22 protein-coding genes are annotated in these 24,286 nt (G+C 60.7%); 9 read left to right on the top strand and 13 right to left on the bottom strand.

The genetic code is table 11. The annotated features are described in order from the left end of the window. Positions 1-28: 28 nt before the first annotated feature. The 3 genes from BR41_RS10465 to ttcA all read right to left on the bottom strand — a co-directional run bounded on the left by BR41_RS10465 (position 29) and on the right by ttcA (position 2,347). Positions 29-526, bottom strand: coding sequence for an RNA pyrophosphohydrolase (locus tag BR41_RS10465; RefSeq protein ID WP_035055930.1), 498 nt, complete (start codon positions 524-526; stop codon positions 29-31). A 94-nt stretch (positions 527-620) separates the two neighbouring features. Beyond that, positions 621-1,409 (bottom strand): fused MFS/spermidine synthase, encoded by a 789-nt coding sequence (locus tag BR41_RS10460; protein WP_035055929.1) that lies wholly within the window; start codon positions 1,407-1,409, stop codon positions 621-623. Next, positions 1,409-2,347 (bottom strand): tRNA 2-thiocytidine(32) synthetase TtcA, encoded by a 939-nt coding sequence (ttcA, locus tag BR41_RS10455; RefSeq protein ID WP_051710661.1) that lies wholly within the window; start codon positions 2,345-2,347, stop codon positions 1,409-1,411. The genes BR41_RS10460 and ttcA overlap by 1 nt, the downstream gene beginning before the upstream one ends. Positions 2,348-2,536: 189 nt before the next feature. Here ttcA and BR41_RS10450 point away from each other — a divergent pair, with 189 nt between their 5' ends. Next, complete coding sequence (locus BR41_RS10450) at positions 2,537-3,772, top strand: MFS transporter (RefSeq protein WP_035055928.1); 1,236 nt, start codon at positions 2,537-2,539, stop codon at positions 3,770-3,772. Here the strand turns inward: BR41_RS10450 and BR41_RS10445 are convergent. The 3 genes from BR41_RS10445 to BR41_RS10435 form a co-directional block, all read right to left on the bottom strand. Beyond that, positions 3,769-5,403 (bottom strand): methyl-accepting chemotaxis protein, encoded by a 1,635-nt coding sequence (locus BR41_RS10445; protein WP_035055927.1) that lies wholly within the window; start codon positions 5,401-5,403, stop codon positions 3,769-3,771. The two genes, BR41_RS10450 and BR41_RS10445, sit on opposite strands and share 4 nt — an antisense overlap. 152 nt (positions 5,404-5,555) lie before the next feature. Then, positions 5,556-6,023 carry a hypothetical protein gene (locus BR41_RS10440; RefSeq protein ID WP_035055926.1) on the bottom strand — a complete coding sequence of 156 codons (468 nt, stop codon included), beginning with the start codon at positions 6,021-6,023 and terminating at the stop codon, positions 5,556-5,558. 13 nt (positions 6,024-6,036) lie between these two features. Beyond that, entirely contained in the window at positions 6,037-6,573 is a 537-nt protein-coding gene (locus tag BR41_RS10435; protein WP_035055925.1) for a carboxymuconolactone decarboxylase family protein, read from the bottom strand. 117 nt (positions 6,574-6,690) lie between these two features. Here BR41_RS10435 and BR41_RS10430 point away from each other — a divergent pair, with 117 nt between their 5' ends. Next, positions 6,691-7,614, top strand: coding sequence for a LysR family transcriptional regulator (locus BR41_RS10430; RefSeq protein ID WP_051710659.1), 924 nt, complete (start codon positions 6,691-6,693; stop codon positions 7,612-7,614). A 111-nt stretch (positions 7,615-7,725) separates the two neighbouring features. Here the strand turns inward: BR41_RS10430 and BR41_RS10425 are convergent, their stop codons facing one another. From BR41_RS10425 to glyQ, 6 genes are all read right to left on the bottom strand, one after another. After that, the gene (locus BR41_RS10425) at positions 7,726-8,409 is read right to left on the bottom strand and encodes a M48 family metallopeptidase (RefSeq protein ID WP_035055921.1); all 684 of its coding nucleotides are present in this window, start codon (positions 8,407-8,409) and stop codon (positions 7,726-7,728) included. Next, positions 8,393-9,151 carry a lysophospholipid acyltransferase family protein gene (locus BR41_RS10420; RefSeq protein ID WP_084187004.1) on the bottom strand — a complete coding sequence of 253 codons (759 nt, stop codon included), beginning with the start codon at positions 9,149-9,151 and terminating at the stop codon, positions 8,393-8,395. The genes BR41_RS10425 and BR41_RS10420 overlap by 17 nt, the downstream gene beginning before the upstream one ends. Before the next feature lie 37 nt (positions 9,152-9,188). Continuing rightward, the gene (gene gmhB, locus BR41_RS10415; RefSeq protein WP_035055919.1) at positions 9,189-9,731 is read right to left on the bottom strand and encodes a D-glycero-beta-D-manno-heptose 1,7-bisphosphate 7-phosphatase; all 543 of its coding nucleotides are present in this window, start codon (positions 9,729-9,731) and stop codon (positions 9,189-9,191) included. Between the two features lie 67 nt (positions 9,732-9,798). After that, entirely contained in the window at positions 9,799-11,859 is a 2,061-nt protein-coding gene (gene glyS, locus BR41_RS10410) for a glycine--tRNA ligase subunit beta (RefSeq protein ID WP_035055917.1), read from the bottom strand. 130 nt (positions 11,860-11,989) lie between these two features. Further along, positions 11,990-12,484 carry a hypothetical protein gene (locus tag BR41_RS10405; protein ID WP_035055915.1) on the bottom strand — a complete coding sequence of 165 codons (495 nt, stop codon included), beginning with the start codon at positions 12,482-12,484 and terminating at the stop codon, positions 11,990-11,992. Positions 12,485-12,507: 23 nt separating this feature from the next. Continuing rightward, positions 12,508-13,401, bottom strand: a complete 894-nt coding sequence (glyQ, locus tag BR41_RS10400) for a glycine--tRNA ligase subunit alpha (RefSeq protein ID WP_156970645.1) — start codon at positions 13,399-13,401, stop codon at positions 12,508-12,510. A gap of 261 nt (positions 13,402-13,662) precedes the next feature. Here glyQ and BR41_RS10395 point away from each other — a divergent pair, with 261 nt between their 5' ends. The 6 genes from BR41_RS10395 (at position 13,663) to BR41_RS10370 (ending at position 21,258) form a co-directional block, all read left to right on the top strand. Then, positions 13,663-15,558: a lytic transglycosylase domain-containing protein gene (locus BR41_RS10395; RefSeq protein ID WP_051710657.1), complete on the top strand. Its 1,896-nt coding sequence runs from the start codon at positions 13,663-13,665 to the stop codon at positions 15,556-15,558. Positions 15,559-15,602: 44 nt separating this feature from the next. Then, positions 15,603-16,523, top strand: a complete 921-nt coding sequence (locus BR41_RS10390) for a complex I NDUFA9 subunit family protein (RefSeq protein ID WP_035055912.1) — start codon at positions 15,603-15,605, stop codon at positions 16,521-16,523. A gap of 129 nt (positions 16,524-16,652) precedes the next feature. Further along, a complete protein-coding gene (locus BR41_RS10385) occupies positions 16,653-16,901 on the top strand; it encodes an RNA-binding protein (RefSeq protein WP_035055910.1) in 249 nt (82 codons plus the stop codon). Between the two features lie 71 nt (positions 16,902-16,972). Further along, positions 16,973-17,968: a 2-hydroxyacid dehydrogenase gene (locus tag BR41_RS10380; RefSeq protein WP_035055908.1), complete on the top strand. Its 996-nt coding sequence runs from the start codon at positions 16,973-16,975 to the stop codon at positions 17,966-17,968. Positions 17,969-18,238: 270 nt separating this feature from the next. Beyond that, positions 18,239-20,476, top strand: a complete 2,238-nt coding sequence (locus BR41_RS10375; protein WP_051710655.1) for a PAS domain-containing sensor histidine kinase — start codon at positions 18,239-18,241, stop codon at positions 20,474-20,476. A gap of 155 nt (positions 20,477-20,631) precedes the next feature. Next, entirely contained in the window at positions 20,632-21,258 is a 627-nt protein-coding gene (locus BR41_RS10370; RefSeq protein ID WP_051710653.1) for a response regulator transcription factor, read from the top strand. Positions 21,259-21,389: 131 nt separating this feature from the next. On the opposite strand, the gene BR41_RS10365 is transcribed toward BR41_RS10370, so the two are convergent. Beyond that, the gene (locus BR41_RS10365) at positions 21,390-22,967 is read right to left on the bottom strand and encodes a tyrosinase family protein (protein ID WP_035055906.1); all 1,578 of its coding nucleotides are present in this window, start codon (positions 22,965-22,967) and stop codon (positions 21,390-21,392) included. A gap of 535 nt (positions 22,968-23,502) precedes the next feature. On the opposite strand from BR41_RS10365, the gene BR41_RS10360 reads away from it, so the two are divergent. Beyond that, entirely contained in the window at positions 23,503-24,243 is a 741-nt protein-coding gene (locus tag BR41_RS10360; RefSeq protein WP_051710651.1) for a glyoxalase superfamily protein, read from the top strand. Positions 24,244-24,286 lie beyond the last annotated feature (43 nt).

The following is a 24,286-nucleotide window of genomic DNA, read 5'->3' as shown; positions in this document are numbered from 1 at the left end:
GGGCGGGTTCATGTTGACAACAGGGCGTTCAGCCCCCGGCCAGACGGCGTGGCGAGCCTTCGAGGAAGCGAGACAATTCGGTCAACGCCGACTCGTAGACCCCACGCTTGAACTCGATCACCGCCTCAAGCGGCGCCCAGTATTCGTTCCAGCGCCAGGCGTCGAACTCCGGGTGGCTGGTGCGACGCAGACAGACGTCCGAATCGTGGCCAGTCAACCTGAGCAGGAACCAGATTTGCTTCTGGCCCTTGTAAGTGCCGCGCCATTCGCGGCGGACCCAGTGGGTCGGCACATCGTACTTCAACCAATCGCGGGTGCGGCCAATGATCTGCACCTGTTGGGGTTCGAGCCCCACTTCTTCCATCAGCTCACGAAACATGGCCTGTTCCGGGGATTCGCCTTGCTTGATGCCGCCCTGCGGAAACTGCCAGGAATGCTCACGCACACGCTTGCCCCAGAACACCTGATTCTGACGGTTGATGATGATGATGCCGACGTTCGGGCGATAGCCGTCACGGTCGAGCATGGTAATACCTTGTAAATCTTGGGTTGAGACAATTCTCTCATCTTGCCCCAAGCTTAGGAAGAGGCGGGCGACGATCGCCGGCCAGCTTGCCCGCTTAGATAAACAACTTCCGATCGTTATGCGGATTCATTCGTGCCAGATCGGCGACGAACTCGGGAAATTCCAGACCGTAAGCGACTTCGAGATCGCGGGCGCGGTCGGTCAGTTGATCCCAGCGCGGCTCGCCCTGCGCACGCTTGAAACCGAACGCGATCACATTGCCCTTCTGCCGGGCCGGCAGGCAGAGCAACTTGCCGTCGAACACGTCGGAAAGCCGGTTGCAGTACTCGCTGAATTTCTTGTCCGAGCCCCACAGGTTGATCGCAAGCACGCCGTTGTCAGCCAGCTTGTCGCGGCACGCCATGAAGAATTCCGGGGTCGCAAGCGGCGAGGCGATGCCCGTCGCGCTGTAGGCATCCATCACGATCAGGTCGGTGCATGCATCCGGCATGGCATACACGTGCGCCGCACCGTCGCCGACGATCACTTCCAACCGGTCGCTATCGCCCGGCAATGCAAACATGCTGCGCGCCACATTGACGACTTGCTGGTGCAGTTCGACACAAGTCAGCCGCGCCTGCGGCAGCTTGTCGTTCACCCACTTGGCAATCGAGCCCCCTCCCAGACCGATCAACAACGCATCACGTGGCGGCTCGACGAACAGCAAAAAGCCAAATACACAACGCGAGTAGGCCAGCACCAGCTCGGTCGGATTGTTGATCCGCATCGCGCTTTGCGTGTCGTCGTTGCCGAAGTGCAGCTTGCGTACCCCGAACTCTTCGGAGATATCGATGACGACCTCATCCTCGGCACCACGGGAGAATCGCTTGGAACGGAACAACATCAAGCCTCTCCGCAGTCGTGCGCGTCAGCAGGTTTGGACGCCAGGATGGAGATGCGGCCCGGATCACTGAACGACTCGCGGTCAAACGCCTTGTCGCCGTCATCACGCGGCGTGCCGTCGGCCTGGATGCCCACAAAGTCATAGATTTTTGGATCAGCCAGATGAGACGGCACCACGTTCCGCAGGCTGCGGAACATGGATTCGATACGACCGGGGAAACGCTTGTCCCAATCGGCCAGCATGTCGCCAATCACCTGACGCTGCAGGTTGGGCTGGCTGCCGCACAGATTGCACGGAATGATCGGGAATTGCTTCGCCTCGGCGTAGCGGATGATGTCCTTTTCGCGGCAATAGGCCAACGGGCGGATGACGATATGTTTACCATCGTCCGACACCAGCTTGGGCGGCATGCTCTTGAGCTTGCCGCCGTAGAACATGTTGAGGAACAGCGTGGAGAGGATGTCTTCGCGGTGATGGCCCAGCGCGATCTTGGTCGCGCCCAGCTCATCCGCCACCCGGTACAGAATGCCGCGCCGCAAGCGCGAGCACAGCCCACAGGTGGTCTTGCCGTCCGGCACCACGCGTTTGACGATGCTGTAGGTGTCTTCCTCGATGATCTTGTATTCCACGCCCAGCGCGGCGAGATATTCCGGCAGCACATGCTCCGGAAAGCCCGGCTGCTTTTGATCGAGATTGACGGCGATGATGGAAAAATCGATCGGCGCGGATTTCTGCAGGCTCAGCAGGATATCGAGCATGGTGTAGCTGTCCTTGCCACCGGACAGGCACACCATCACGCGGTCGCCCTCTTCGATCATGTTGAAATCGTTGATCGCATCGCCCACGCCGTGGCGCAGCCACTTGGTCAGCTTGTTCAGGTTGTACTGGGCTTTCTTGTCGGCTTCGGTCATTGCCGCGACATCGGTATTGGCATTCATGGCTGGGCGATTCGTTCCGTGAAACGGCGACGGGGCGCAAAGCGCCCCGATCTAGAGTGTTGAATTGGCTGGGATTTTACAGCAAATGCAGTACTGGCAGCTATTTCGGCGGATTCCAAAGCAAGAAGCGGAACGCGCGGCACTTTCCCGGCTGCAATCATCCCGATAAACATCACTCGGGATTGCACCATGTTTTCACGCACTCACCTGCCGGCGTCATTTCAACGACTGGCTTGGTCGAACCTCGTTGCGCAGTCCGCAGAGCAAATCAGTCTCGCCGCCGCCCCCATCGTCGCGGTCTTCGTGCTCGGCGCGAATGCCAGCCAGACGGGCTTGCTGCAGGCGGCGCAAACATTACCATTTCTACTGCTGGCGATCCCGCTCGGGGTTTGGGCGGATAGGCACTCACGTCGCCGCCTAATGGTCGGCGGAGAAATCTGCCGCGTGATCGCCATGCTCAGCGTTTTATGTCTGGCAGCGACACAGCTGTTGTCGCTCCCGCTCCTGGCGCTGCTTGGCTTTATCGGGGCCACCGGCACGCTGGCCTACAGCGTGGCTGCCCCGTCCCTCATCCCGGCACTGGTTCCACGCCCCCTACTCACGGCGGCGAATGGCCGGATCGAGCTCGTCCGCAGCATCGCCTATTCCGCTGGTCCGGCGGCAGGTGGCTTGATGGTCGGTTGGGTTGGCGCGGGCTGGGCCTATGGCGTGGCGACCGGCTTGTCTGCATTCGCGGTTGCCCTGCTGATCGGCGTCGATGAGCCACCACGCGACGCAAAGCCCGCTCGCCATTTTTTTACTGAATTGAAGGAAGGCGCGCACTTCGCCATCAATGACCCGCTGCTTCGTCCGATCATTGCGACGGCAGCCTTTTTCAATATCGGGTTCTTCACCTTGCAAGCGGTCTATGTGCCCTATGCAGTGCAGCATTTGCGATTGAGCGCATCGACAGTGGGGCTAACCTTGGCCTGCAACGGGGTCGGTATGGTGTGTGGCGCGCTGGCTACGCCGAGGATCATGCGCAAGTTGGTCTTTGGGCAGGCATTCGCGATTGGCCCGCTATGCGGATTACTGGCGGCGATGACGATGGCCGCCACCCTCGTCGTGCCGTCGTTCTGGCTGGCGTGCATCAGCTATTTTCTGTTTGGCGCCGGGCCGATCCTATGGACAATCAGCTCGACCACGCTACGCCAAGCCATCACACCCCAAGGCATGCTGGGCCGGCTATCGGCAATCAACAGCACCACCACCTATGGTGCCCGCCCGCTTGGGGCGCTGCTGGGCGCTTCGGTGAGCATGCAATTCGGCATGGGCGCGAGTCTGATCGTGGCGGTGATCGCGTTCATGGTTCAGGCGTTGCTGATCTTGCGCTCGCCGGCGGTCAGGCTGACTGCGTTGCCGGATCGGATCGTATTGGTGCCTTAAGCAAACCGGAAATACGACACCGACCGCTGCAGCGAATCCGCCAACCCGCGCAATTGCTGGGCAGCCTGCGACGTTTCCTCGACGGCGCGATTGTTCTCTTCCGACATCTGCGCAATCTTTTCCACATTGATTGCCACGTGGTTACTGGCCGATGACTGCTCCTGCAGCGAGGTGGAAATATCCGTCACCATTTCCACCACCCGCATGGATGAATCGCGGATTTGCACGATGGCTTCGCCAGCCTGGCTCGCCATGTTTACGCCGTTCTCCACCTTGCTCACGCTGTCCTGCATGGTGCCGAGTGTTTCCTGGCTGCCGGACTGGATGCGGCTGATCATTCCGGCGATTTCCTGCGTGGACTGGCTGGTGCGTTCCGCCAGCTTGCGCACCTCATCCGCCACCACGGCGAAGCCACGCCCTTGCTCGCCGGCGCGGGCAGCCTCAATGGCGGCGTTGAGCGCCAGCAGATTGGTCTGATCCGCGATCTCCTTGATCACCCCGACAATCGACGAAATCTGATCGGCATGGCCGCCCAATTCATTCATGCGCACGGCAGCCAGTTTGACCGTTTCGGCGATTTCGCGAATATCGTCCACCGTCATGCGGATCACCCCGCTGCCGTGATCGGCATGCTCGCCGGATTCACGCGACAGGGTGTGGGCATCGCGGGCGTTGTTGGACACATGATTGATACTCACCGTCAGCTCTTCGACGATGGCAGCCATGGCCGAGGCCGCGTTGCTTTGCTCGCCAGATGCCTGCGCCAGGTTGCTGGAGCTGGCTGCAATCTGCTCGGCAGAGGCCGCCACATCATGCGAGTTGCTCTGAATACAAGAGATGATCTCGACCAGTTTTGCCTGCATGCCGGACAGCGCACGCATCAAGGCCGTGATCTCGTCGCCGCCGGAGACTTCGATGTGCTGCTTCAAATCGCCGCCGGCCACCGCGTTGGCGCTGCTGACCGCGTGATGCAGCCGGCCGACGATGCCCCTGCCGATGATGACCGAGGAAGAAATGGAGATCAGCAGCGCAATGGCGGTGCCGATCCAGAGCGCCATCACCGTGACGCGATGAATCGATTCATTTTCCACCTTACGCACTTCGTGTTCCGCGGTGGCTTGCTTGGTGATTTCATCCACCAGATCGGAAATCGGCGCGATCTTGGCCTTGGCGCCCAGCGAGACGGAAAGCGTCGCCAGATCATCCATCGTCGCCTGCTTGGCATCGATCTCGGCGCGCTTTTTCAAGAACGGCTCGGCGTAATCCCGCACCCAGGCATTGGCCAGCGCCTGTATCTTGTCCATGCGGGCCAGTTGCTCCGGTTCGCCCTCCATTTCCTTACGGAGTCTTGGCACCGTTGTTTCTTGCAGGCTGCTAATGGCGTCCTTGTAGTTTTTCATCACGTTGGCCTGACCCGTGTAGCCGTACTGACGCACCGCACCGGCCGCGCGGGCCACATCGCCGTAAACGTCATTGCCATTGGCGATCAATCGCAAGCTGTGCAGGCGCGCTTCGCTGGATTGATCCAGCCGGTTGAGATTGAAGGCGGTCATCAACGTCAGAATCAACATCACGGTAACGATCAGACCGAAGCCGATATAGAGCTTCTGCACCATGGATAAGGCGTTCATTTGTCTTTCCTTCCAACGGGAAAACCGGCCTGTACTAGCTAGCACCAACACAGGAAATTTTTACCGGTATAGCAAGACAAATAAAATAATGCACTCGGTTTATCGCATCGCAGCATGTAAGTTTTTGCTGAAATCATGCTGGATTTAATTGCTCATTGCGTCACAGCCCACCGCTTCAGCAGCACCCCCATATTGATTCGATGCCCGGCTACAGCGGCCAAAGCCGCCGCCAACGCCGTACCCAGCAAGCCAATCGATGCCAGCACATCCGGCTGGCGCGTGAACACCAAAGCCAGCAATGCCAATGCTGGTGGATGTTGCCGTTTCGACAATACACACAGCAGGAATCCAGCCGCGCAAGCTAAAACGACGGCCGACGGCGACGCAGGCAGCAGAACGTGGCCCAGCGTGCCAATCACGATGCTGATCGCATACACGACCAATGTCGAAACCACCGCCTGCTGGATCTCCTTGCCCGCCCCCGCGAGCACAGCCGCGGTGGCGAGGAAGGGGGCAAGGTAGGCCGAGCCACCACCGAAGCGGCAGGCGATCGCGGCGGCGGTGGCTGAAAGGGCAAAGACGAAGACGCGTTGCGCGCCCTCCAGGGTCAGGCGGGTCATGGCTCGCTCCCGTTCAAACCACCAGATCGGCCGGCACCGGGAAATCCAGTGCGGGTTCGGCGATTTGCTTGAAGTAGTTGGAAAACACATTCAAGGCGACATGGGCGACGATTTCGCCGATTTGCGCCTCGGTCCAGCCTTGCGCAAACAGGGCATCGCGGACTTCATCCGCCACATGGCCCTGCCCTTTGACCAAGGCAGTCACAAATGCCAAGGCTGCATTAATCTTTGGGTCTTCGGAAATCCCAAGCCGCGTGTTGTTCAGGTCATCCGCAGACAGGCCAATCTTCTGGCCACGAAAACTATGCGCTGCCACGCAGTAGTCGCAGGCATTGAGTTGCGCGGTCAGCAGGGCGATGCGCTCATTCATCTTGCTATCGAGCGCACCACCTTGCAGCGCGCCGCGAAAAGCCAGATAGCCCGCCAAAGCCTTGGGGCTATTAGCCATGGCACGGTATAGATTCGGGGTGCGGCCAAGTTGCTTTTGCGTATCCAGCAGCAGGTCGCGGGCTTGGCCGGTGGCCAGTTCGGGATCGATCAAGGTGAACATTTTCGACTCCATATACGTGTGGGATGGAGTTCAAAGTCTAGAGATGCAGGCGCAGGGATACTACGCGACGCAATAGAAAGAGTTATGCTTGTTGCGCATAAATGACTGGCGGCACACATGAATAACGGACTGCATGAACATCTGGCAGTGTTCGTTGCCATCGCCCAGGCCGGTAGCCTGACCGGCGCATCGATCGCGACGGGCATCGGCCAGGGCACGATCAGCCGGCAGCTTGCCGCGTTGGAACAACATCTGGGCTGCCCGCTGTTTCGGCGCTCCACCCGCGCCATCAGCCTGACCGAGCGCGGCGAGGTCTATCTGGAGCACGCCCTACGCATCCTTGCCCTCACGCAAGAAGCCGAAGCAGCAGTGCAGGATGGCGGCAGCAAGTTGCGTGGCCGTATCCGGGTGGCGTGTTCGAACGGGTTTGGGCGCAGGCTGCTGATCCCGGCCCTGGCCCAATGGCAGCGATTGCACCCGGAGGTGCACGTTGAACTCGTGCTATCGGATCAGGTATCGCAGCTGATCGAGGAACGCGTTGATGTGGCGTTCCGCATTGCGCCGCTGCGTGAATCCAATCTGATTGCGCGCCCCGTCGGCCCATCGCGACGCATTGTGGTGGCCTCGCCTGACTATCTGAAACGGCACGGGCCGGTGACAGAACCCACGCACCTGCAACAGCATCAATGCCTGTTGTTCTCCGGCACCGATCACCCCGGCATTTGGCGCTTCACTGATACAAGCAAAGGCAGCCTTAGCGTGCATGTGACCGGACGGCTGACACTATCCACGATGGATGCGCTCTATGATGCGGTGCTGGCCAATCTGGGCATTGCGGTGATGCCGGAGTGGTTCTGGTCCCGCGAATTGTTGGATGGCCGCGTGGTGCAGTTACTGGGCAATTACCCACTGCCAGCGCACACCATCCATGCGGTGACCTCGTCGCGCCCGGCTGCGGGCGGCAAGGTGAGTACGTTTATTTCGTTTGTGGAGCAGGTTTTGCAGCAGACGAGCGCGATGGGAACAATGCCGCTCAGTTGAGGTAGTTAATCCCTCTCCCCCGGCCCCTCTCCCACTAATAGCTGAGCAAGGCAAAGCCTTGCACGCGAGGGCGAGGGGGGTGCTTAACAGGGCGATCGTCAAAAACTCGGCTCAGCGCCACGCCAACAGTGCTGCACCCTCGCCTTTCAACCAATCCCGTCGCGCCTTCCAATCCGGGCAGATAGTCTCGACCACGGCCCAAAAACGTGGAGAGTGGTTGAGTTCGGCCAAGTGAGCCAGCTCGTGGACGATCACGTAGTCGATCACGGCCAACGGGGCCTGCATCAGCCGCCAGCTCAGGCGGACATCGCCACTGGCGGTGCAGCTGCCCCAACGGCTTTTCGCGCTGGTGAGCAATACGCGACGCGGCTGCAGACCCATGCGTTCGGCCCAATACGGTACGCGTTGCTGGAAATAATTGCGGGCAGCGCGCTGGCAGAAGCGGGTGAAGGCTTTAGCCAGCGCATCATGTTCGTCGGGCGCGGCCAAGGCCAGTGTCGTGTCATCGAGCCGGGAGCGGGCTGCGTCGGCGATCAGGGTACGTGGTGTACCAAGCCAGAGCACGTGGCCACCGGAGCGTAGTTGGGGGAGCTCCGGTCGCGGGGTATCGAGGTGTTGCAGAATCCAGTCGAGCTTGAGCCGGATCACCCGCTCGGCTTCCGCAACGGGTGCCCGGACGGGCAACGTGACGGTGAGGCCGTCACGGCCGATTTTCAGACCGATCGAGCGGCGGCGCGCACTCCGCTTGAGCGTGTAGTCGAGCCGCCGGCCAAGCAGTTCAAGCCTGTGCTGCATCAGCCGCCAGCTGTTTGGGTGGGAGCTTGGGGCCGCGCTCTTCAAAAGCGGCCAGTTCGGTTTCGATCCAGTTCTCCACCTCGGCCATGACTTCGCTGGCCGGCCGACCCGCTGCCTGGATTGGCTTGCCGATCTTGACCGTGATGGTGCCCGGCCATTTCAGGAAGGAATTGCGCGGCCAGAATTCGCCGGCATTGAGCGCTACCGGCACGATGGGGATATCCAGATCCGCCGCCAGCCGTGCGCCGCCTTGTTTGTACTGACCGCGTTTGCCGGCCGGCACGCGGGTGCCTTCCGGGAAAATGCCGATGCCGAACCCTTCCGTTAGACGGGCTCGGCCTTGCTCCATCAACATTCTTTGCGCTTCGGAGCGGTTGGAGCGGTCGATGGCGATCGGCGACAGCGTGCGCAAGCCCCAGCCAAAGAACGGAATCTTCAACAGTTCGCGTTTCACCACATAAACGTACGGCGGAAAGATTTGCGTCAAGCCCATGGTTTCCCAAGCAGACTGGTGCTTGCTCATCAGCATGTACGGGCCGTGCACGATGTTTTCGCGACCGATCACGCGGTGTTTCAGGCCACAAGTGATGCGCACCCACTGCACCATGCACCAGCACCAACCGGTGACGATGCGGAAACGCAGGATGGGCGGCAAAGGCAGAATCAAGAAGCAGAGGACGGCGTAAGGCGGCGTGAGAATGATCATCCCCAGCCAATAGAGAGCAGAACGAAACCAGATCATTGAGAACCCGTATGGAAATGCGCTCGGTCTAGAGCGATCAGTGGTGCCGCTTCAACAGGAAAGCGGTGAATTGCGCCAGATTATCAAACACGGCAGTGCCTTCAGGCAGATAACCGCCCTCTTGCGTTTGCGAGCCGTTGCCGGTGAGCACCAGCGCCGGCCGGCCACCCGCTGCGGCAAAGGCTTGCAGATCACGCAGGCTATCGCCCACCATCCACGTGCCTTGCAGATCAGCGTGAAAACGCTTGGCGATGTCGTGAATCATGCCCGGCAGCGGCTTGCGGCAATCGCAGCCGGCATCCGGCTTGTGCGGACAGAAGAATACCGCGTCGATGTGACCGCCAAATTCCTGCGCGGCCCGGTGCATCTTGGCGTGAATGCGGTTGAGCGTATCGACATCGAACAAGCCACGGCCGACGCCGCTCTGGTTGGTGGCAACCACCACGATCCAGCCGGCACGCGTCAACTCGCCGATGGCTTCCAGACTGCCCGGAATCGGCGACCATTCATCCGGTGATTTGACGAAGTCATCGCGGTCTTCGTTGATGACGCCGTCACGATCAAGAATCAGTAGTTTCATTTTCGGGTGGGGAAGAAATAAGGCACAAAGGTTCACACCTCCTACCTTACTCCTCGCACTTCACTGTTTATTCGGCCAGCAGCGACAATTCCGCCACACGGTTCATCAAATCGGCCAGGGCCGACAACAAGGCCAGGCGATTGCCACGTACGGCCAGATCGTCTGCCATCACCATGACGCCCTCGAAGAAAGCATCGACCGGGGCTTTGAACGCGGCCAGTTGCTTGAGCGCACCGGTGAAATCGTGAGACTTCACGGCGGCTTCAACCGGGGTCTGGAGTGTTTGCAACGCATCGAACAAGGACTTTTCGGCCGCTTCGTTGAACAGCGAAGCATTGATCGCTGGCACGCCACCCTCGACTTTCTTGAGGATATTGCGGATGCGCTTGTTGGCGGCAGCCAGTGCGGCAGATTCCGGCAACGCCTTGAACTCGGCCACAGCCTTCAGGCGGGCCAGCACTTCGTCGAAACGCGGCGGGTTGAGTGCCAACACGGCATCGATATCTGCAGCCGGGAAATCGGCGGCCAGATAATTCTTCAGGCGGTCGAGCATGAAGCCATACACGCCATCAACCGTGCCTTCGGCCACGACACCGGCCGGGAAAGCAGCGTCCGTCGCCACCAGCAGCGAACGCAAATCGAGCGGTAGATCGAGCAACTGGCGCACTACACCCAGCGCAGCGCGGCGCAATGCGAACGGGTCTTTATCGCCAGTCGGGATCAGGCCGATGCCCCAGATGCCGACGATGGATTCGAGCTTGTCCGCCAGCGACACCGCTTGCGCCACCGGGCCTTGCGGCAAGGTATCGCCGGCAAAACGCGGGTGGTAATGGCCTTCGATGGCATTGGCGACGGTCTCGCCCTCACCGTCCAGACCGGCGTAATACATGCCCATGATGCCTTGCAGTTCCGGGAATTCGCCGACCATATCGGTGAGCAAATCAGCCTTGGCGAGATAGGCAGCGCGTTCGGCAACGGCTTTTTGCGCACCCAGTGCCGGGCCGATTTCGCCGGCGATCTTCACCAGACGGTTCACGCGCTCCAGCTGGCTGCCAATCTTGTTGTGATACACGACGGTAGCCAGACCCGGCACGCGGCTTTCCAGCCGGCGTTTCTGGTCTTGCTCGAAGAAGAACTTGGCATCGGACAACCGCGCACGCAGCACGCGCTCGTTACCGCCGGTGATAAAGGACGAATCCGCCGTTTCCAGGTTGGAGACGAGCAGGAAGCGATTCATCAACTTGCCATTCGTATCCAGCAGCGGGAAGTACTTCTGGTTCTGTTGCATGGTCAGAATCAGGCACTCTTGCGGCACCTTGAGGAATTCGGCCTCGAAGCCGGCTTCCAGCACCACCGGCCATTCGACCAACGCCGTCACTTCGTCGAACAACGCATCATCGGCAGCGATGGTGGCATTGAGTCTCTTGGCGGCAGTCTCAAGGCGATGGCCGACGAGCGAGCGGCGGGCAGCGAAGCTCGCCACCACTTTGCCTTCCTCGAACAGCTGGCGCTCGTAACCTTCGGCGGTTTTGAGTTCGACCGGGCCTTTGGAGAGGAAGCGGTGACCTTGCGTGGTACGACCGGATTCGAGATGCAACACCTTGGCCGGCACCACGTCTGCGCCGTGCAACACGGTCAGGCCGTGTACCGGACGGATGAACTGACCGTCGCGGTCGCCCCAGCGCATCATCTTCGGCGCGGGCAATTTCTTCAGTGCGGCATCGATCAGGCCAGACAACACAGCGGAGAGCGGCTCGCCGGTTTTCACGCTGCGGAAAATGAAGACGTCTTGTTTGCCATCAGAGCCTTGCTCCAGCGCATCTACCGTCACACCACACGAACGGGCAAAACCAGCCAGTGCCGGTGTGGGTTGACCATCCTTGAAGCCGGCCGCAACGGCCGGGCCTTTGCGCTCGATGCGTTGATCCGGCTGCACCGCCAGCACCTGAGGAATGCTGATCGCGAGACGACGCGGGCTGGCGAAGGCGTGGTATTCCACGCCAGCATCGACGAAACCCAGCTTGGCAAGCTCGTCGAACAGCGATTTGGCAAAGGCCGCGCCCAACTTCGGCAACGCCTTGGGCGGCAGTTCTTCGGTAAACAGTTCAATCAACAGCGTTTGCGTCATTGTTTTAACTCTTCAGTTTTATCTATTCGGCTCACTTAAGCGGAGCCCTGCAGGAGCGAGCTTGCTCGCGATGGCGACATTTCAAACGTTGCTATCGCAAGCAAGCTCGCTCCTACATAAGTCCTATGAATCACGATGCGTCAGCCGGCTTAGCGGCCTTATCAGTCATGATCTTGCACACTTGGCGCACGAAATCTGCGCCATAGCTATTCGGTTCCTGATCAGCAAATTCCCACTGATAGCCCGGAACATCGTAACGGGCCACTTTCAGGTCGTCGGCATCACGCAACTCAACCGCGATGCCGGCCATGCGGCCACTGGGGCAATCAATGGCCTGCCGGGTGTACTTGTTGCGGTACTTACCCTTGGATTGGCCGTCGATCTCGTCTTGCTTGAACTTCTGCCACATCCACACATAGGTGTATTTGGGCGAGCCCTTGTCGGCTTCGTCTTCATGCGTGATCGAATTCACGTCGACCAGCATTTCGAAATCCGCCATATCGCCGTAGCTGCGCCAGTCGGCATGCTTGGCCGGCACCGGATCGGGGCCAGCCAGGTTGGCGTCATATTTGTCGCCACAGGCGACCAGCAGCAGGGTCAGGACGAGACTGGCAAGAATCCGCATCGGGGCACCTGATCCGGCTTGCTTCAGGCGGCCGGTTGGCACATCGGGAAGCCCAAGGCTTCACGGCTGTCGTAGTAGGCCTGCGCCACTTGCCGCGCCAGTGTGCGAATCCGACCGATGTAGGCTGCGCGCTCAGTCACCGAGATCGCGCCGCGTGCATCCAGCAGATTGAAGGTGTGCGCGGCCTTGAGGATCATCTCGTAGCCCGGCAGCGCCAGACCGGCTTCCAGCAGGCGCTTGGCTTCGGATTCGAAGCTGTTGAACAGGCTCAGCAGCAGCTCGACGTTGGAGTGCTCGAAGTTGTACTTGGACTGCTCGACTTCGTTCTGGTGGTAGATGTCGCCGTAGGTGACTTTCTGACCGTTCGGGTATTCGGTCCAGACGATGTCATAGATGCTATCCACGCCTTGCAGATACATCGCAAAACGCTCGACGCCGTAGGTAATCTCGCCCAGCACCGGCTTGCAATCGAGGCCGCCCACTTGCTGGAAGTAGGTGAACTGGGTGACTTCCATGCCGTTCAGCCACACTTCCCAACCCAAGCCCCATGCGCCCAGCGTCGGGTTTTCCCAGTCGTCTTCGACAAAGCGGATGTCATGCACGGTCGGATCGATGCCCAGCTCTTTGAGCGAGCCGAGGTAGAGATCGAGGATGTTGTCGGGATTGGGTTTGAGCACCACCTGGAACTGGTAGTAGTGCTGCAGGCGGTTGGGGTTTTCGCCGTAGCGGCCGTCTTTCGGGCGGCGGGACGGTTGTACGTAAGCGGCATTCCACGGCTCGGGGCCGATGGCGCGCAGGAAGGTCGCGGTGTGGCTGGTGCCCGCGCCCATTTCCATATCGTACGGTTGGAGCAGGGCGCAGCCTTGGCGGGCCCAGTAGGTTTGCAGCTTGAGCAGAATTTCTTGGAAAGTCAGCATATTTAAAAATTGTGATGCGCGCCGCATGGGCGCACGTTGCTGTTACAGAATCGCTTGATTCTACTTGCTTTTACCTTCGGCCGGCTAATCGGCGGCCGTCGCGATTCCGCTTGGCAACATCGTAACAATTCCATGGGGAACCGGCGCCGGCCGACCAAATCTCACAGATCGGCCACGGCCCTTGCATTAGAATTACGATTAATTTCCTGATTTCGGCAGTCCTCTCCATCTGCTGCCCCGCCCAACGAATCCAAGCCCTCAATGAAACGTCTGCTCGCCTTAGTCCTTATTGTTTCCTCTTTACCTGCGCTGGCGCAGGTCGACCTACTCACGCTCCGCGAGGCAGTCCGCGCCCGCGACATCCAGAAAATCGCGCAAATGGCCGATGCCAATCGCGGCGATCTGATGGAGATGTACCCGCAGTACTACTGGTATTCGCTCCAGCTCGACAAACTGAATGATTCCGACCTCAAAGCCTTCTTCGACCGTTTCGACGGCACGCCGCTGGCCGACAAGCTGCGGCAGGATTGGCTCAAGGAATTGGGCAAGCGGCAGGACTGGAAGACATTCGACATCCAATACGCCCAACTCGATAGCCCATCGATTGAATTGCAATGTCTGGCCGGCCAATCCGCGCTGGCCAAGAGCGATACCACCGCGCTGGTGCGGCTGCGGCCGCTCTGGTTTACCGAGCAGGGACGGCCGGAATCCTGCGCCCCGGTCTTCGATGCCCTGTTCGATGCCCAGCAACTGAGCAAGGACGACGTCTGGGCGCGCATTCGCATGGCGTTGTCCGCCAACAAGGCCGATTTCGCCCGGCAGCTGTCCGCCCGCGTCGGCTTCCCGGCTGCGCTCGCCAATCGCCCGATCACCCAAGCCGCCAACACGCCGGACAAAGTCCTGCCCAAGCTCACCGGTAACGACCGCGGCACGCGTGAAGCTGCCTTGTATGCGATCCAGCGTCTAGCCCGCAGCGATGCCGACCGCGCTGCATCCTGGCTGGAAAAGCTCGGACAGGATTGGCCCGAAGCCGACCGCCGCTATGGCTGGCAAGAACTGGGCGAAATCGCCATCAAGCAGCACAACCCGATCGCCAATGAGTGGTTCGAACGCGGCGGCATGGCCGGGCTCGATGAGTCCGGTCGCTTCTGGGCCGTGCGCGCCGCGATCTTTGCGCGTGACCCGAAGACCACCTTGGCCCGTATCGACGCCATGCCGGCCGACGATCTCAAGCTCACCGTCTGGCGTTACTGGCGCGCAGTTGCGCTCAAGGCGCTGAACCGGCCAGCCGAAGCCACGCCCATCCTGGCCGAGCTTGCCAGCGCTGATGATTTCTATGGTTTGCTGGCGCGAGATGCCGCAGGCCCACTCGCGCAAACCCCGCTGCCCCCGGTGACGGCGACCGAGCAGGACATCCGCAACGTGCAGCAAAAGCCCGGCCTGCAACGCGCGCTGGCGCTTTATGCACAAGACTGGCGGCCCGAGGGATTGCGCGAATGGGCTTGGGGCATTCGCGGCCTGTCGCCCACCGAACAAGTCGCCGCCGCCATGCTCGCCGAGCGCAACAGCATTCTCGACCGGATGATCTACACCGCCGAACGCGTACCCGGCCCGGTTGAACCGCGCCTGCGCTACCCGACGCCGTATCGCGACATCGTCGAGCGCGAGAGCCAGGAAAACGGCATCGATGCCGCGTGGGTCTACGGTCTGATCCGGCAGGAAAGCCGCTTCATGACCGTGGCACGCTCCAGCGTCGGCGCGAGCGGACTGATGCAGCTGATGCCGCCCACCGCCAAGTGGGTCGCCGGCAAGCTCGGCATGAAAAAGGTGCGCCCGGACGAGCTGAACCAGATCAACACCAATATCCGCTTCGGCACCTTCTACCTCGGCTACATCCAGGACAGCCTGAGCGGCCACCCGGTGCTTGCCACGGCGGGTTACAACGCCGGGCCGGGCCGGGCACGCGCCTGGCAAACCGACCAAACGCTGGACGCCGTGATCTACATTGAAACGATTCCGTTCGACGAAACGCGCGACTACGTGAAGAAGGTCATGGCCAACGCTGAACACTACGGCATCCTGCTGGGCGAAAAAGTGACGATGAGTCAGCGTTTGTCGCCCATTCCCCCCAAGGGCGGCGCGGTGGATGCGCCCTGACCGGTGCGGGAAACACAACAGCGGAACACGATGAGAGAGCCCGCATGAAGCGCATCACCCTGATCGGCGGCAATGGTTTCATCGGCAGCCATCTGGCCACTCAGCTGGCTGCCCGCGGCGACCTCGTCACCGTTCCTACCCGGCATCGCGATGCCGGTTTGGCCCGATCCAATCCATCGCGGCAGATTCAGGTCGTCGAGGCCGATGTGCACGACCCGGCCCAATTGGCGGAGCTGGTCGCCAGCCACGATGTCGTGATCAACCTCGTCGGCATCCTGAATGGCAGCGAAGCGGAATTCGAGCATGCCCACGTGACGCTGACCGAGAAAATCGTCGGCGCTTGCGAAGCCAGCGGCGTAAAGCGCTATCTCCACATGAGCGCACTCGGCGCCGATGTAAACGGACCATCCCGCTACCAGCGCAGCAAGGGCCGCGCCGAAAACGTCGTCCGTCGCAGCCGGCTGGCGGCAACGATTTATCGTCCCTCGGTGGTATTTGGCCAAGGGGACTCCTTTCTCACCCTATTTGCCAGGATCACCCGGCTTGCGCCGCTTCTTCCTCTGGGTGCAGCAGCGGCGCAGTTCCAGCCGATATGGGTCGAAGACGTGGTACGGGCCTTCGTCGCTGGCATCGACCGCCCGGAGCTGGCCGGCATGACGCTGAATCTGGTCGGGCCGGGCATGTATACCCTGGCCGAGATCGTGCGCTACACCGGCTCGCTCAATGGGCGCACCACCCACGTGCTGCCCTTGCCGGCTTGGGCCGCCAGCGCGCAAGCTGCCATGATGATGCTCTTGCCTGACCCACCTCTTACGCAAGACAATCTGGATTCGATGAAAACCCCTAATATCGACCCGGCGGGATTTCCCTCGATACTCGGGTGGCATCCTGCAGCGATGGAAGATATCGCACCGACTTATCTCGGCAAGAACGCGAAAGCCGGTGATGGGCGGCGCGCAGCGTAGCCAGGCCATATCGCCGGCCCGCTGTTTCTTCGGGATCATCTGCAAGTTCTACGTGCGCCCCGGTCGGCCCAGTCGTCCGGGCTACGTAGGCGCTGATTACGGTTATTTTCACTGTCCAGGAGTCATCCCATGGCCGTTGTAGTCATTAGTCGCCTACCCGCCGACGTCACCCCGGACGACATCACCAGCTTCTTGCGCGAGCAGGGCTACTCCGGGGACATCGGCAATATCAGGATCGACGCCGCATCGGGCCAGCCGCTGGCATGGGTGCAGCTCGATATCAGCAATGCGGCAGCAACGGCGGTCTCCGCCCAGTTGAATGGCCGGGTCTGGAAAGGCCAGACCTTGGCATGCACCGAGACGCTGCTGTTCAAATAATCCCCCCAGTCGCATCCGCTCAAAGTACCCGCTCTAGACAGCTCAGCCATTCACGAAGCCCGGAGGCCGCCGTGCGCATCGCCGTATTCGACAGCAAGCCCTACGATCAGCAATCGCTCAACCACGCCAATGCCGATCATGGCCACGAGCTGGTGTTCTTCGATGACCGGCTCAACCGGCAAACCGTGCCGCTCGCCACCGGTTTCGATGTGGTCTGCCCCTTCGTCAATGATCGCCTGGACGCCACCACCATTGCGGTATTGGCTCGGCTGGGCGTTGGTCATATCGCATTGCGCTGCGCCGGCTACAACGGTGTCGACCTCGCTGCGGCCAAAGAACACGGCATCGTCGTCACCCGCGTGCCGGCCTATTCGCCCGAAGCCGTTGCCGAGCATGTCTTTGCACTGCTGCTCACGCTGATCCGCAAGACCCACCGCGCCTACAACCGCGTGCGCGACGGCAATTTCTCGCTCGATGGGCTGGAAGGCATCAATCTCTCCGGCCGCACCTTCGGCGTGGTCGGGGCCGGCAAGATCGGCCGCGCCGCCATCCGCATCGCCCGTGGCTTCGGCATGCAGGTTCTGGCCTACGACCGCTCGCCAGACCGCTCGTTTGAAACCGAACTGGGCTGCCGCTTCGTCACGCAGGCCGAGCTGTTGGCCCAAGCCGACGTCATCAGCCTGCATGCGCCGCTGTTCCCGGAAACCCGCCACATGATCAGCGCCGAATCGCTCGCCACGATGAAGCCCGGCGCCATCATCATCAACACCAGCCGGGGCGGCCTGATCGACTCCGCCGCGCTGATCGATGCACTCAAGGACGGCAAGCTCGGCGGCGTGGGGCTGGATGTGTACGAATACGAGGAAGGCGTGTTTTTCGAGGATTTGTCCGGCCAGGCGCTGCAGGACGACATGCTGGCGCGGCTGACGACCTTTCCCAATGTGGTCATCACCTCGCATCAGGGCTATCTCACGCGTGAAGCACTGACCAATATCGCCGATACGGTGATCGAGAATGTGCGTGCGTTTGCAGCTGGCGAGGCATTGCTCAACGCAGTGGCGGCTTAGGTCAAAACCCAAACTCCTGAACCGCAGAGCGCATAGGGATCGGGGAGAAAATCGAGGGTTTCTGTAGGAGCGAGCTTGCTCGCGATGGCAACGGTGAATCAAACGGTGCCATCGCGAGCAAGCTCGCTCCTACATAAAGCGATGCTTTTCTCCGTGCGCCCTGTGTACTCGCCGATCTCCGTGTCTACGGATTTTCGCCTTAGCCTTTCACTGTTGCTTGCATTCCCCAACACGGGCAAGCTTGCGCAAGCCCGCCCTTATGCTTCTGGAATGACACAAAGCCTTACCCGCCGCTCCACGTGGCTCGCCCTGTTGCCCAGCCTGATCGCCGCGCTCTTCGCCTTGGCGTTCGCCGCCTATCTGCTGCTCACACGGGAAGAAGTCGAAACCCAACGCAGCACCCAGCTGGAGCAGGATTTGCTGTGGCAAAAGCAGGCCATCGAGCAACAAATCCGCGCCGACGTCGATGCCATCAACGGTCTGGCCGCCACGCTGGAAGCCAGCAACGACTACGCCAGCCCCAAGTTCCAGGCCCGCGCCCTGTCATTCACGCAAGGCAGCCCGGAGCTGGTCGGCCTCGCATTGGAAGACGTACTCGGCCGCGTCACCTGGCGAGCAGCGCAGGAATGGCAATCGCTACCGTTCGAAGGCGAAATCGGTTGGGGGCCGCTCGTCGCCCATGACCACAAGCCCTTGGTGCAGTACGCCGTTGCCGTACCGGACGGCCATTTCATCGTCGCGACGCTGGCGCTGGATCGCATGCTGCAACAGCAAGTGCCCTGGTGGATTGCGCAGCGTTACCAGATTGCCCTGCTGGATAAAAACAAACGCAGCATCGCCGCCAAATCGCAGCGCCAGCTCGACCCGAGTGGCGTGTTCAAGGAAATCGGCCTCGACATCCCGCCTGGTGGCCTGACCCTGCGGGCCGAGGTCTACCGCCTGCCAAGCCGGCCGCTGCTCGATCTGCTGCCGTGGATGCTGTTCCTGCTGTCGATCGCCATGTTGCTGACCACCCGCGCCCTCAAGACGCACATCCGCCAGCACGCCGAGGCCGAAGTCCAGCTACGCGGCGAAACCGCGCTACGTGAGGCGATGGAAAACTCGCTCGTCACCGGTCTGGAAGCACTCGATCTGCACGGCAAGGTCATTTATGTGAACCGCGCCTTTTGCGACATGGTCGGTTACGACGAGCACGAGCTGCTGAACAAGATTCAGCCGATGCCCTACTGGCCGCCGGAAGAACTGGAGCGCTGCCAGGCCGCATCCGACGCCATTCTCGCCGGCCGACTCGACCCGAACGGGTTCTCGGTGCGCTATATGCGGCGCAATGGCGAGCGCTTCGACGTGCGCCTGTATGCCTCACGCCTGATCGATGGCGAAGGCAACCACATTGGCTGGATGGCGTCGCTGTATGACATCACCGAAATCCGCCGCGAACGGCAGGCGTTGCAAGCCTCGCACGAGCGCTTCGTCACCGTGCTGAACGGGCTGGATGCCGCCGTGGCCGTATCCGACGCCGCCAGCGGCGAGCTGCTGATGTCCAACCACCAGTTCGACCGTGCCTTCGGCCTGCCGGACTGGCGTGGTCGCTGTTGCATCGTGCCCTTCGTACCGCGCCGGGCCGAACCCCCGGTCGATGCCGAGTGGTACGACAGCTATCGCGAGCACTGGTATCAGATCAAGAGCCGGCAAAGCGTCTGGGTGGACGGCAGCGCGGTCTGGCTGGAAATCGCCACCGACATCACCGCCCTCAAGACCGCCGCCGCCCGCGAGCGCCGCCAGAACGAAGCGCTGCAGCAAACCGCCCGGCTGATTTCGATGGGGGAGATGGCCTCCTCGCTCGCGCACGAACTCAACCAGCCGCTCGGCGCGATTGCCAGCTACGCCAGCGGCTGCCGCAACATCCTCGCCTCGCCCACGCCCAACACCAGCCAGCTCTCACAAGCCATCGAAAAAATGGGCGAGCAAGCCAAGCGCGCCGGCCAGATCATCCGCGGCATCCGCGAGTTCGTGCAGCGCCGCGCGCCGCACCGCAAGCGCTGCGAGATCAACGCGCTGCTCGATACCGTGCTCAACCTGCTGGGCCACGAAGTCACCCGGCGCGGCGTGGAAGTCTCGTTCCGCGAGGACGACGACCTGCCCGCGCTCTACGCCGACCCGGTCATGCTGGAGCAGGTGATCTTCAACCTGATCAAGAATGCCCTCGAAGCGATGGAAGACACGCCCCCCGCCCGCCGCATGCTCGCCATCGATCTGGCGCGGGACGGCAATTTGCTGCGGGTGACCATTGCGGATAGAGGGGCTGGTATTGCGCCCGAGCAACTGGAACAATTGTTCAAGCCGTTCTTTACCACCAAGGATGCCGGCATGGGCATGGGCCTGAACATCTGCCGCTCGATCATCGAGCACCATCAGGGCCGCCTGTGGGTGGAGGCCAACGCCGGTGGCGGCAGCCGCTTTATCTTCACCGTGCCGTTCAATGAAGATACCGATGCGCAAGAGCCCTAGTAGCAGTGGATAATGCTCGCCCAGCGGCACACCGTATTCATGTGTCTGGCAAACGTAAGCCGGGCACGCTATTCCCTAAGAAGCTGCTTTAGAAATGTGCGGGCACGTCACCTTCGACGCGCTCCGTTGCTGATGAAATCAAGGACCTCGCGAACATGACTCAATCGAAAACAGGGCCGCACCGCATTGCCATCGTCGACGATGACGACGCACTGCGCGACGCGCTCGCCTGGCTGTTCTCCACCCGCGACCACGAAGCGCAGGCCTTTTCCAGCGCCGAATCCTTCATCAAGGAATACAGCCCGGATCGCTTCGGCTGCATCCTGCTCGACGTGCGCATGCCCGGCATGAGCGGCCTGGAGCTGTTCCAGAAACTGCGCGAATACGCCTATCTGCCGCCGGTGATCTTCCTCACCGGCCACGGCGATGTGCCGATGGCCGTGGGTGCGCTCAAGGATGGCGCCACTGATTTCGTCGAGAAACCATTCAACGACAACGACATCGTCGATCTGGTGGAAAAGAGCCTCGCCGCCGATGCCGAACGCCGCAACCAGTGGCAAGCCAAGAACGCCGTCGAAATCCGCCTCGAATCCCTCACCCCGCGTGAGCGCGAAGTAATGGCGCTGATCCTGACCGGCCGCCTCAACAAGCAGATCGCCGATGATCTTTCCATCTCGATGAAGACGGTCGAAGTCCACCGCGCCCGGATTCTGGAAAAGATGCATGTGAAGACGGCGATGGAATTGGCAGCGTTGCTGCGAGATGCCGGCGTCGAAGTCTGATCGGCTGATCGCCGACTCGCGCCCCAGACCGCTCCAAAACAAATAGCCCGGCAATTGCCGGGCTATTTGTTTTACTGCCATTGATCACGGGGCAAGGCTAGCGCTCGACCAGCCTCCCCACGATCCAGCCCTCACTCCGCTGGCGTACTTGCCGGCACTTTGACCTGCAAATCAATCTCGTCGACGGTCAGTTTCGACTTGGCATTGAACAGTGCCTTCTCATCGCGGCCCAGACGACCCGTCGTTGCTTCGAATACCACGCTGACGTCTTTCAAGGTCGCGTTGGCACCGGCCAGTTCGCGCAGGCTATCGGTCACATCGAAGACTTCATCCGTTGCGGCCTGTGCATCATGATGGGCATGGCCATGACCACCGCCACCGGTAAAGAAGCTCAAAGTGCCGACATAAGCCCGTTTGCCCTGCGCGTTCTCCAGATACACATCGAACATCGTACCGGGGTGGGCCTGGTATTTGACGCCACGCAGGACAAGCTCCGTGCGCGATGGCACCAAGGCATGCCCACGCAACGCCAGCGCCAACGGCACCGCATTGGTTTTCTCTGCCACCAGGCCGATATGCTTCTTGGTCACCGGTTTGTCGATGGCAATGCCACGCGCAGCAGTACTGATCAGCATGCTGGTGGTCGCGCCGTGCGGCACAACCGGCGCTGGGGATACCCCCACCGCATTCGCCTTAAACAAGGCTGCAGGCCGGGCGCAATCTGAAGCTTTCTCGTAGACGTAATCGATCAGCTTGCCGTCGAACAAGTCCCGTACCTTGTTGGTGACCGCAACGCCCTTGGCATCCACGAAGGTATACGACTGTTCGAGGAATTCCTGGCTATCGGGGTTCTTGTGGCCGGCGATGCTGGTCCAGCAGTCCCACATGCGATCGATATTGGCATGGTGCAGCCAGAAGATCGGATCGTTGGACGAATACGGCACCGCCCCCATCACCGTCACCGGACAACCCATGACCGCGCAATGCACGCTGCCATGCGGGCTTCTTTCAATGATGCTTTGGAAGCCCGGCACGGTTGCGCCCGATTGATCCGTGGTGCTCAGGAAGTTGGGATTGAGCAAGGCTGCGTTGATGTTGGTGCGCTTCGGGTCCAGCGTGCCGGTGCCCTTCTGCCAATCCGGCGCCCGGCGTGCCTCGAACAGCGGATTCGGCACGGTCTTGCCCGCTTCATCGACATAGGTCGGCGCAATGAACGCCGACGGCATGGCAACCTGCGCCGGGTCGGTGTAATCCCAGTACGGCAAACGCAAGGACGGATCGCCAGCGGCCTCTTGCAATACGCGCTCAAAACGGAACAGATAGAAGCGATGCCACGCAAAGAACCACGGCGTGCCGTGCTGGCATTGCGACCAGACATCTGTCGCCGTCTGATCCGGCGGCAGCCTGTCCGTCACGCCGACAAAGTACTTTTCGTACTCCGGCTTCCAGAGGTTGTTGTCCTTCATCCACTGCTGGTATTCCTCCACCGTGCCATCCGGCGACTGCGCGCCGAAATAACCGTGGATCGAGCCCCAGTATTCCCAGCTGGTGCGATATTCCGCGCTGGTATGGTCCGCGCCATTGCGCGATTTCATCACCGCCACCGCCTTGCGCAGGCTGGCCACGCGCTGCGGGTCTTTGGCGAACGTCTCCCAGCTGAGCCGGGTTGCTGTATCGGCCTGCGCCAGCGTCGGCATAAACATCGCCATGACGACAGCCAGCAAGAGCGCCTTGAGTATGTGCCACCTTCCAATCGATCCGGTTTTCATCGTGATTCCCATCCCGCCGACCAAGCATTTGCCAGCCCACAGGGTGATAACGGTTGTGATGTGCCCAGGACGAACCACCCCGAATGCACGCTAAGCCGCATTGGTCCGGGACATTGAAAACGCCAGCGATCCATACAGCTCGGCATGATTATGCGGGATGCATATTCATTTTCAAGACAGATAAAGAAATAGAATTAGTAAGTATGCATAACGCAGGCTCGATGATCAGTGGGCACAAAAACGCGCCGGCACGCGAAGTTGATAAGCGGATACGCCACTCCACAACATGTTTTGCAGCGCAATTGACTACCTGCGCCGGGAATCACAGAATTCGGACAGGCTTGTGCAGCCTGCCGCTTGCACCCTCTCCGGGATGGTGAATGCACACCCACTCTCCCGATCCGTTGCATGGCGAACGTTTCGGTAACGCAAGCACCGACCGTACGACGTTCGCATTACTGCAAGGGATTTCCTCATGCGTACCTATCGCGACGCCAAATTGATGGCGAAATCGTTGCGTCAGTCCTTGGCGCAAAAAGACATCGAACTGGGCCACGGCGAATGCCTCGACGTCATCGCCCGGCTGTTTGAATGTGACAACTGGAATGTGCTGGCGGCCAGGATCGAAGTGGATGCGCCAACCGCCGCGCCCCAAGACCTGCCGATGCCGGAAGGATGGACAAAGGCAGGTTCGCGGCCCGATATCTACCTCATGGGCGTGGATACGTCCCGCATGCATCACGGGCAACACCCGGCCGTGATTCGTTGCTCCCTCAACGAGGAAGCAAGCCGGATTTATAACCAAGACCCGGGCTTTGGCACGCTGATGCAAGCCGTCAAAGCCGGCAGCTATCGCGGCAAGCGCCTACGCTTGACCGCCAATTTATGCTGCGCGCACGCCCTCAAAGTACAAATGTGGATGCGCGTGGATAGCCGCCATACGCGAGGCATCCGCTTCGATAACATGGACAACCGGCCTCTTCACGGCACGCAGGATTGGACGCTGGCGGAAGTCGTATTGCAGGTGCCGGATGAGGCGGACACCGTCAATTTCGGCTTCTTTGTGGTTGGAACCGGTACGGCTGGGGCGGCTGGTTTCAAGCTCGAGATTGTCGACACCGATACCGAGGAAACCGGGGCATTGGCGCAACAAGTGCTGGATGCGCCAAGCAATCTGGACTTTGGGGCACTAACGGAGCCGACAGCGGCGACCTAGGTAGTGCGTTAACTCTCCAAATACCCCAAGCCCCTCGTCACCA

This window comes from Andreprevotia chitinilytica DSM 18519 (assembly GCF_000711875.1).
In the GTDB taxonomy this organism is placed as follows: Bacteria; Pseudomonadota; Gammaproteobacteria; order Burkholderiales; family Chitinibacteraceae; genus Andreprevotia; species Andreprevotia chitinilytica.
This window is presented reverse-complemented; position numbering and strand designations above follow the sequence as displayed.

Excerpts from the sequence above, each read along its gene's own strand:
- BR41_RS10465 (WP_035055930.1), bottom strand. The coding sequence starts at position 526 with ATGCTCGACCGTGACGGCTATCGCCCGAACGTCGGCATCATCATCATC.
- BR41_RS10460 (WP_035055929.1), bottom strand. The coding sequence starts at position 1,409 with ATGTTGTTCCGTTCCAAGCGATTCTCCCGTGGTGCCGAGGATGAGGTC.
- ttcA (WP_051710661.1), bottom strand. The coding sequence starts at position 2,347 with ATGAATGCCAATACCGATGTCGCGGCAATGACCGAAGCCGACAAGAAA.
- BR41_RS10450 (WP_035055928.1), top strand. The coding sequence starts at position 2,537 with ATGTTTTCACGCACTCACCTGCCGGCGTCATTTCAACGACTGGCTTGG.
- BR41_RS10445 (WP_035055927.1), bottom strand. The coding sequence starts at position 5,403 with ATGAACGCCTTATCCATGGTGCAGAAGCTCTATATCGGCTTCGGTCTG.
- BR41_RS10440 (WP_035055926.1), bottom strand. The coding sequence starts at position 6,023 with ATGACCCGCCTGACCCTGGAGGGCGCGCAACGCGTCTTCGTCTTTGCC.
- BR41_RS10435 (WP_035055925.1), bottom strand. The coding sequence starts at position 6,573 with ATGTTCACCTTGATCGATCCCGAACTGGCCACCGGCCAAGCCCGCGAC.
- BR41_RS10430 (WP_051710659.1), top strand. The coding sequence starts at position 6,691 with ATGAATAACGGACTGCATGAACATCTGGCAGTGTTCGTTGCCATCGCC.
- BR41_RS10425 (WP_035055921.1), bottom strand. The coding sequence starts at position 8,409 with ATGCAGCACAGGCTTGAACTGCTTGGCCGGCGGCTCGACTACACGCTC.
- BR41_RS10420 (WP_084187004.1), bottom strand. The coding sequence starts at position 9,151 with ATGATCTGGTTTCGTTCTGCTCTCTATTGGCTGGGGATGATCATTCTC.
- gmhB (WP_035055919.1), bottom strand. The coding sequence starts at position 9,731 with ATGAAACTACTGATTCTTGATCGTGACGGCGTCATCAACGAAGACCGC.
- glyS (WP_035055917.1), bottom strand. The coding sequence starts at position 11,859 with ATGACGCAAACGCTGTTGATTGAACTGTTTACCGAAGAACTGCCGCCC.
- BR41_RS10405 (WP_035055915.1), bottom strand. The coding sequence starts at position 12,484 with ATGCGGATTCTTGCCAGTCTCGTCCTGACCCTGCTGCTGGTCGCCTGT.
- glyQ (WP_156970645.1), bottom strand. The coding sequence starts at position 13,401 with ATGCTGACTTTCCAAGAAATTCTGCTCAAGCTGCAAACCTACTGGGCC.
- BR41_RS10395 (WP_051710657.1), top strand. The coding sequence starts at position 13,663 with ATGAAACGTCTGCTCGCCTTAGTCCTTATTGTTTCCTCTTTACCTGCG.
- BR41_RS10390 (WP_035055912.1), top strand. The coding sequence starts at position 15,603 with ATGAAGCGCATCACCCTGATCGGCGGCAATGGTTTCATCGGCAGCCAT.
- BR41_RS10385 (WP_035055910.1), top strand. The coding sequence starts at position 16,653 with ATGGCCGTTGTAGTCATTAGTCGCCTACCCGCCGACGTCACCCCGGAC.
- BR41_RS10375 (WP_051710655.1), top strand. The coding sequence starts at position 18,239 with ATGACACAAAGCCTTACCCGCCGCTCCACGTGGCTCGCCCTGTTGCCC.
- BR41_RS10370 (WP_051710653.1), top strand. The coding sequence starts at position 20,632 with ATGACTCAATCGAAAACAGGGCCGCACCGCATTGCCATCGTCGACGAT.
- BR41_RS10365 (WP_035055906.1), bottom strand. The coding sequence starts at position 22,967 with ATGGCGATGTTTATGCCGACGCTGGCGCAGGCCGATACAGCAACCCGG.
- BR41_RS10360 (WP_051710651.1), top strand. The coding sequence starts at position 23,503 with ATGCGTACCTATCGCGACGCCAAATTGATGGCGAAATCGTTGCGTCAG.